Source organism: Flavobacterium sandaracinum, assembly GCF_004349135.1.
Lineage (GTDB): Bacteria > Bacteroidota > Bacteroidia > Flavobacteriales > Flavobacteriaceae > Flavobacterium > Flavobacterium sandaracinum.
In genome coordinates this window covers 1-2142 of record NZ_SMFN01000051.1, presented here as the reverse complement: position 1 = coordinate 2142, position 2142 = coordinate 1, and the positions used below count along the sequence as shown (strand labels likewise).

Below are 2142 nucleotides of genomic sequence, written 5' to 3'. Positions count from 1 at the left end.
AACGTCAGTCTGTGAAAAAACTTCCGTTTATTTCTTTCAAATATAGTACATATTTTCAAAGTAAAAGGCAGAAAAGTTGTATATTTAAAGATGCAACACATCACAGGAATACCGCGCAATCAGTTGTTTTTTTCGAGTTTAGAGGACTCGATTTCTCTAGAAAACCCCGTTCGTTTTGTCGAAGCTTTTGTCGAAGCGTTAGACTTGGGGTCTTTAGGATTTACAGTTCAGACCATTAAAACCGAGGGGCGTCCTAGCTTTGATACTAAAATATTCCTCAAACTGTATTTATATTGCTATCTCAATGGATTACGTGGTTCGCGCAAGCTCGAGAAAGAGTGCATTCGTAACATTGAACTACGGTGGCTCCTTTGTGGTTTAGTGCCCAATTACCATAGCATATCCGACTTTAGAAAGCAGAACCCAATAGGGCTTAAAAAACTCTTCAAACTCTTTGTAAGTTTCCTTAAAGATGCCGACTTAATATCAGGAGAAGTAATTGCCATCGATGGCACCAAAAGTCGTGCGCATAACAGCAAAAAAGCCAATTTCAACCAAAAGAAAATAGAACGTCATTTGGCTTATATCGAAGAAAARACCCAAGAATATTTAACGCAATTRGATCAAAATGAYACCCAAGACAATGGGATMAACATAACCAAGATYCAAGAAAAGATTGAACGATTAAAAAATAATAAAATAGGATATGAACTTCTAGAAGCAAAACTAAAAGCCAGCGGAGAACCCCAAATAAGCACCACCGATGAAGATGCACGCGCGCTTCTGGTTCAAGGAGTAGTAGTTGAGATCAGTTACAATATCCAAGCAGCAGTAGATAATAAACACAATTTAGTAGTTGCCACCCACACCATCAATCGCAATGATCTTAACGCCTTAGGCGCCATTGCACTCGAGGCAAAAGAAAACTTAGGCGCAGCTACTTTTACCGCTTTGGTAGATAAAGGCTACCATAATGGAAGGGAAATTGCCTACTGCAAAGACCATAACATTACCACCATTGTAGCGCATCCTACGCCAGGAATAAGCAAAGACAGTGTCACGAAACCCGACTATTTGGTTGCCAAATTCACCTACAATAAAGCCGAAGACACCTATACTTGTCCCCAAGGAGCAACTTTAAAAACTACAGGAAGGTGGCATAAAAAAACAGGTAGAACCGAACAAAGCGGGTATCAATTCAAGAAATACCGAACACCAGCTTGTAAGGAATGTCCCGTAAAACACCTCTGTACCAGTAGAGCGGGCGGAAGGGAGATTGACCGCAGCGAGTATGCTGATGCCATCGAGGAAAACAACCAACGCTATCGAGAAAATCCGCAGTTGTATCGCACTAGGCAGGAAATTAACGAACATATCTTTGGCACGATCAAGAGACAATGGGGTTACAATCACACGAATTTAATAGGACTCGAAAAAGTAAATGGCGAACACAGTTTAATTATGCTCGTGTACAACATAAAACGCACGATAAATATACTGGGCGTACCGGATTTAATTGCCAAACTCAAGAACTGGAAGTCACCTTACAAAACCAAAGGTGTTTTTGTTTTTAAAAGGGTTTATTTAAGGCTTTTTAACGACTTATTCGGATTGGACTTAGCAATTGCTGCTTAAACAACAAGCTTGTTTAGCGTGCTTATTTTGAAGTATAAAACGATGATTTTTGCTGTAATTAAGTGAAAAATGGAGTTTTTTCACAGCCTGACGTTCTGTCGCTTCTTGCAGTTGCGAAGTTCGGAACTGCGTATTTTCTGGTAAAGATAAAGTTTCTTGCGATACGAAGACATGAATTTAAAGAAAAATTCGCAATTGCTAGAAACGACTGTTGAACTAAACCTTCGGTAGCGCGTGTCCGAAAAAGTAGTACTTTTCAAAGATAACTAAAATCAATTATTATGACTACAAAAAAAAGCATCCTGATGCTTTAAGGGAAAACAAAATCCTTAATCAGGCCATTCGAGAGGTTCCTAATTTTGAGCAGCTCTTGCATCGATTTGAACGTACGATTTCTATTTTAGGCAGAAGCCAAAGCACCTTTTCTAATTATTCCCGGCATGTAGCTGCTATGGCTTTGCATTTTGGAAAAATCCCAACCGAGTTGGATCAAGAGCAAGTACAAGA

General features: G+C 39.4%; 1 protein-coding gene. It reads left to right on the top strand.

Features of this window, described 5'->3' with window-relative positions; translation table 11 throughout:
• Window positions 1-90 precede the first annotated feature (90 nt).
• A complete protein-coding gene (locus E0F91_RS17510; protein ID WP_243698933.1) occupies window positions 91-1635 on the top strand; it encodes an IS1182 family transposase in 1545 nt (514 codons plus the stop codon).
• The last annotated feature ends 507 nt before the right edge of the window (window positions 1636-2142 follow it).